Below are 6047 nucleotides of genomic sequence, written 5' to 3'. Positions count from 1 at the left end.
GTGGAGCCTAGACACCTCCACCACACCGGAGGTCTTCGCCATGATCAAGACCCAGCACTGTTAACAACGCTCGTGATCAATACAGCTAGGGCCTGGCCGCCCGGCCCGCCGGACCCGGGCACGAACGGAGCCCGTGCGTCAGCCGGCAGCGCCCGGGACGTTCTCCGCGTCCTTGGCGCGGACGTCGCGAAGCAGGCAGGTCAGGCGGGCCGTGCAGACCCGCTTGTCCTGCTCGTCGGTGATCACGATCTCGTACGTGGCCGTCGAGCGGCCCCGGTGCACCGGGGTGGCCACTCCGGTGACCAGGCCGGAGCGGACGCCCCGGTGGTGGGTGCAGTTCAGATCCACACCGACGGCGATCTTGGAGACTCCGCCGTGCAGCATCGAGCCGACCGAGCCGAGCGTCTCGGCGAGGACCGCGGAGGCCCCGCCGTGCAGCAGCCCGTAGGGCTGGGTGTTGCCCTCGACGGGCATGGTGCCGACGACCCGGTCCGCGGAGGCCTCGACGATCTGCACGCCCATCCGGTTGCCGAGATGCCCGGCGGAGAACAGCGCGGGCAGGTCGACGCCGAGTTCGGCGTACTCGTCGATGACCTCTTGCGGGAACTTCACGGTGGTCTGCTCGCCCATGGGCCCGGCTCCGTTCGTGTGCGTACGTCGTCGTACGGCTGTACGTCCTCAGCTGCTGCCTGAGCAAACGCTCAGTCGGCCGGTGATTGTTCCAGACGCACGACCACGGACTTGCTGGCGGGGGTGTTGCTGACGTCCGCGGTGGCATCCAGCGGCACCAGCACATTGGTCTCCGGGTAGTACGCGGCCGCGCAGCCGCGCGCGGTCGGGTAGTGCACGACCCGGAAGCCGGGCGCCCGTCGCTCCACGCCGTCCTTCCACTCGCTCACCAGATCCGTGTACGCACCGTCCGCGAGGCCCAGCTCGGCGGCGTCCGCCGGGTGGACGAGGACGACGCGGCGGCCGCCCTTGATGCCGCGGTAGCGGTCGTCCAGCCCGTAGATCGTGGTGTTGTACTGGTCGTGGGAGCGCAGGGTCTGCAGCAGCAGCCGGCCCTCCGGGACCTCGGGGTACTCGACGGGGGCTGCCGTGAAGTTGGCCTTGCCGGTGGCGGTGGGGAAGCGGCGCTCGTCGCGCGGGGCGTGCGGCAGCGTGAAACCGCCCGGGTGCGCGATCCTCGCGTTGAAGTCCTCGAAGCCGGGGACGACCCGGGAGATCCGGTCGCGGATCGTCGCGTAGTCCTTCTCGAACTCCTCCCATGGCGTCTGCGACCGTGCGCCGAGCACGGCACGCGCCATGCGCGCCACGATCGCCGGCTCGGAGAGCAGATGCGGGCTCGCGGGCGGCAGGTTGCCGCGCGAGGCGTGGACCATGCCCATCGAGTCCTCGACGGTCACGAACTGCTTGCCGCTCTTCTGCACGTCCTTGTCGGTGCGGCCGAGCGTGGGCAGGATCAGCGCGCGTGTGCCCGTGACGGCGTGCGAGCGGTTGAGCTTCGTCGACACATGCACGGTGAGACGGGCGCGGCGCACGGCCGCCTCGGTGACCTCCGTGTCCGGGGTGGCACCGACGAAATTGCCGCCCATGGCGAAGAACACCTTGGCCTCGCCGTCGCGCAGCGCCCGGATGGACCGGACCACGTCGAAGCCGTGGTGGCGCGGCGGCGTGAAGCCGAACTCCTTCTCCAGGGCGTCCAGGAAGGCGGGCGCGGGCCGCTCGAAGATGCCCATGGTGCGGTCGCCCTGCACGTTGGAGTGCCCGCGCACCGGGCACACCCCGGCGCCCGGCCGGCCGATGTTGCCGCGCAGCAGCAGGAAGTTGACGACTTCCCTGATGGTCGGGACGGCGTGCTTGTGCTGGGTCAGGCCCATCGCCCAGCACACGATCGTGCGCTTGGAGGCGAGGACCATGCGCAGGGCGCGCTCGATCTCCGCCCGGTCCAGTCCGGTCGCGGCGAGCGTCCCGTCCCAGTCGGCGGCCTTCGCGGCGGCCGCGAACTCCTCGTAGCCGTGCGTGTGGTCCCGTACGAAGTCCTCGTCGACCGCGCCCGGGGTGTCGAGGATCAGCTTGTTGAGGAGGCGGAAGAGGGCCTGGTCGCCGCCGATGCGGATCTGGAGGAAGAGATCGGTGAGGGAGACGCCCTTGAGCATGCCCTGCGGGGTCTGCGGGTTCCTGAACTTCTCCAGGCCCGCCTCGGGCAGCGGATTCACCGAAATGATCTTCGCGCCTGCGAGCTTGGCCTTCTCCAGCGCGGACAGCATCCGCGGATGGTTCGTCCCGGGGTTCTGCCCGGCCACGATGATCAGATCCGCCTGGTGCAGATCCTCCAGGGAGACGCTGCCCTTGCCGACGCCGAGGGTCTCCGTGAGCGCCGAGCCCGAGGACTCATGGCACATGTTCGAACAGTCGGGGAGGTTGTTGGTGCCGAACTCGCGGGCGAAGAGCTGCAGCAGGAACGCCGCCTCGTTGCTCGTCCGTCCCGACGTGTAGAAGAGGGCCTCGTCGGGGGAGTCGAGTGCCCGGAGCTCCTCCGCGATGATCGCGAAGGCCCGCTCCCACGTCACCGCCTCGTACCGCTCGGCGCCCTCCGCGAGGTACATGGGTTCCGTGATACGGCCCTGCTGGCCCAGCCAGTACCCACTGCGGGACGCGAGATCCGAGAGCGGGTGCGCGGCGAAGAACTCGGGTGTGACGCGGCGCAGCGTCGCCTCCTCGGCGACCGCCTTCGCCCCGTTCTCACAGAACTCCGCCACATGCCGCTTGTCGCCCTCGGGCCAGGCGCAGCCCGGGCAGTCGAATCCGTCCTTCTGATTCACTTTGAGGAGGGTCTGCGCAGTGCGCCGCACGCCCATCTGCTGCTGGGCGATCCTGAGCGTGTGCCCGATCGCGGGCAGGCCGGCCGCGGCGTGCCGGGGTGCCTCGACCTGCGGCGCGTCCTGGACCGGGTCACCTGCGGGCGGCTTGCTGGCCATCGTGCTCCTCTTCGAGCGCGGGATCGGTTCGTCGTCCACAGATCCTGTCACGCGCCACCGACAGCGGGTCCCCGCCCACCGCCGTGGGCGGCGTTGTCGGTGGTCCGTGGCAGGATCGTGTGCGTGGCTGAGACAGCATCGAAGAAGACCCCAGACCAAACCCGTCCGCGCCTGCTCCTCATGGACGGGCACTCCCTGGCGTACCGGGCGTTCTTCGCGCTGCCCGCGGAGAACTTCTCGACCGCGAGCGGCCAGACGACCAACGCCGTCTACGGCTTCGCGTCGATGCTGGCGAACACGCTGCGCGACGAAGCGCCCACGCACTTCGCCGTGGCCTTCGACGTGTCCCGCAAGACCTGGCGCTCCCAGGACTTCCCGGAGTACAAGGCGAACCGCTCCTCGACCCCCGACGAGTTCAAGGGCCAGGTCGAGCTGATCGGCGAGCTCCTGGACACCATGAACGCGGTGCGGTTCGCGGTGGACGGCTTCGAGGCCGACGACATCATCGCCACCCTCGCCACCCAGGCCGAGGCCGCCGGCTTCGAGGTGCTGATCGTCACCGGCGACCGCGACTCCTTCCAGCTGGTCTCCGACCATGTGACCGTGCTCTACCCGACGAAGGGCGTCTCCGAGCTGACCCGCTTCACCCCGGAGAAGGTCCAGGAGAAGTACGGACTGACCCCGCAGCAGTACCCGGACTTCGCCGCCCTGCGCGGCGACCCGTCCGACAATCTGCCGGGCATCCCCGGTGTCGGCGAGAAGACCGCCACGAAGTGGATCAACCAGTTCGGCTCGTTCGCGGAGCTGGTGGACCGCGCCGACGAGGTCAAGGGCAAGGTGGGCCAGGCCCTGCGCGACCATCTGGAGTCGGTCAAGCTCAACCGTCACCTCACCGAGCTGGTGCGCGACGTCGAACTGCCCAGGTCCGTGGCCGACCTGGAGCGCGCGCCCTACGACAGGACGGCGCTGAAGGGCTTCCTGGAGGTCCTGGAGATCCGCAACCCGAGCCTGCGCGAGCGGCTGCTCGCGGTCGACCCGGGCTCGGACGAGTCCGAGGCCCCGGCCCCCGAGGCCGGGGTCGAGCTGGACGGCACCGTGCTGGGCGCCGGCGAGCTGGCCCCCTGGCTGGAGGCGCACGGCGGGCAGCCGCTCGGCGTGGCCACCGTCGCCGCCTGGGCCCTGGGCGTCGGCAATGTCAGCGAGATCGCGCTGGCGGCGGCCGACGGCGCCGCGGCCTGGTTCGACACGACCCAGCTCGACGAGTCCGACGAGCGGGCCTTCTCCGCCTGGATCTCCGACCCGGACCGGCCCAAGGTCATGCACAGCGCCAAGGACGCACTGCGGGTCTTCCCCGAGCACGGCTGGGACATCGCGGGCGTCACGATGGACACCGCGCTCGCCGCGTATCTGGTCAAGCCGGGCCGCCGTTCCTTCGCCCTGGACGCCCTCTCCGTGGAGTACCTCCACCGTGAGCTGGCCCCCGCCGCCGCCGACGGGCAACTGGCCTTCGGCGCCGACGAGCAGGCCGAGGCCGACGCCCTGATGGCCCAGGCCCGTGCGGTCCTCGACCTGGGCGACGCGTTCGGCGAGAAGCTGAAGGAAGTCGGCGCGGTCGAGCTGCTGCACGACGTGGAGCTGCCCACGTCCCTGCTGCTGGCCCGGATGGAGCGGTACGGCATCGCGGCCGACCGCGCACATCTGGAGGCGATGGAGCAGCAGTTCGCGGGTGCCGTGCAGCAGGCCGTGAAGGAGGCGCACGCCTCGGTGGGCCACGAGTTCAATCTGGGCTCGCCCAAGCAGCTTCAGGAAGTCTTCTTCGGTGAGCTGAACCTCCCCAAGACGAAGAAGACCAAGACCGGTTACACGACGGACGCCGACGCCCTGGCCTGGCTGGCCGGGCAGACGGACCACGAACTGCCGGTGATCATGCTGCGCCATCGCGAGCAGGCCCGGCTGCGTTCCACGGTCGAGGGCCTGATCAAGACGATCGCGGCGGACGGCCGGATCCACACGACGTTCAGCCAGACGGTCGCGGCGACCGGACGCCTGTCCTCGACCGACCCCAATCTGCAGAACGTGCCGGTGCGCACGGACGAGGGGCGGGCGATCCGGCGCGGGTTCGTGGTGGGTGAGGGCTTCGAAGCTCTGATGACCGCGGACTACAGCCAGATCGAGCTGCGTGTCATGGCCCATCTGTCCGAGGACGAGGGCCTGATCGAGGCGTTCACCTCGGGTGAGGACCTGCACACGACGGTGGCCTCCCAGGTCTTCGGCGTCGGGCGGTCGGCGGTCGACGCGGAGATGCGGCGCAAGATCAAGGCCATGTCGTACGGACTGGCGTACGGACTGTCGGCCTTCGGTCTCAGCCAGCAGCTGAACATCGAGGCGGCCGAGGCGCGGGCGCTGATGGACACCTACTTCGAGCGCTTCGGCGGGGTCCGCGACTATCTGCGGCGCGTCGTCGACGAGGCGCGGGCCACGGGATACACGGCCACGATGCTCGGCCGCCGCCGCTACCTGCCGGATCTGAACAGCGACAACAGGCAGCGCCGCGAGGCCGCCGAGCGCATGGCGCTCAACGCACCGATCCAGGGCACCGCCGCGGACATCGTCAAGGTCGCGATGCTCCGCGTCGACGGCGCGCTGAGGGCGGCGGGGCTCAGGTCCCGGATGCTGCTCCAGGTCCACGACGAAATCGTTCTGGAGCTCGCGCCGGGCGAGCGCGCACAGGTCGAGGAGATCGTGCGCCACGAGATGTCGACGGCGGTCGAGCTGAGGGCGCCGCTGGATGTGTCGGTGGGGGTGGGGGCGGACTGGGAGTCGGCGGCGCACTGATTCTTTGACGGGGGCGGTTGCTTTGACGGGGGGCTGACGCCCCCCGTCGGCCCCCGCGGGGTGCCTCCGGCGGTGGGCGGGGTCTGTGCGGTGTTGCCCGGTACCGGGTGGGCGTCCGGTGTGTCCGTCCTCAAGTGCCGGACGGGCTTGGTGCGGCTGCTGTGGGTGGGTGGCGGGTTGGGGCCCCTCCGGGCTCGCCTCCTCGGAAATCGGTGGGTACGGCGTCGTCCG

Annotated in this window: 3 protein-coding genes; 1 reads left to right on the top strand and 2 read right to left on the bottom strand. The window is 70.3% G+C overall.

The annotated features are described in order from the left end of the window. Nucleotides 1-138 precede the first annotated feature (138 nt). Nucleotides 139-630: a PaaI family thioesterase gene (locus ACWCXB_RS36410; RefSeq protein ID WP_450728765.1), complete on the bottom strand. Its 492-nt coding sequence runs from the start codon at nucleotides 628-630 to the stop codon at nucleotides 139-141. 71 nt (nucleotides 631-701) lie between these two features. Next, nucleotides 702-2981 carry an FdhF/YdeP family oxidoreductase gene (locus ACWCXB_RS36405; protein ID WP_450728763.1) on the bottom strand — a complete coding sequence of 760 codons (2280 nt, stop codon included), beginning with the start codon at nucleotides 2979-2981 and terminating at the stop codon, nucleotides 702-704. A 180-nt stretch (nucleotides 2982-3161) separates the two neighbouring features. Between ACWCXB_RS36405 and polA the strand changes: the two genes are divergently transcribed. Next, on the top strand, nucleotides 3162-5816 hold the full coding sequence (gene polA / locus ACWCXB_RS36400; protein WP_450728767.1) for a DNA polymerase I: 2655 nt from the start codon (nucleotides 3162-3164) through the stop codon (nucleotides 5814-5816). The last annotated feature ends 231 nt before the right edge of the window (nucleotides 5817-6047 follow it).

It is taken from the genome of Streptomyces sp. NPDC001514, assembly GCF_053597075.1.
The sequence above is the reverse complement of the archived record's forward strand: the minus strand, read 5'-3'. Positions and strand labels throughout refer to the sequence as shown.

What these genes read in the sequence shown, in the direction of transcription:
- polA (WP_450728767.1), top strand. Translation starts at nt 3,162, where the DNA reads ATGGACGGGCACTCCCTGGCGTACCGGGCGTTCTTCGCGCTGCCCGCG.
- ACWCXB_RS36410 (WP_450728765.1), bottom strand. Translation starts at nt 630, where the DNA reads ATGGGCGAGCAGACCACCGTGAAGTTCCCGCAAGAGGTCATCGACGAG.
- ACWCXB_RS36405 (WP_450728763.1), bottom strand. Translation starts at nt 2,981, where the DNA reads ATGGCCAGCAAGCCGCCCGCAGGTGACCCGGTCCAGGACGCGCCGCAG.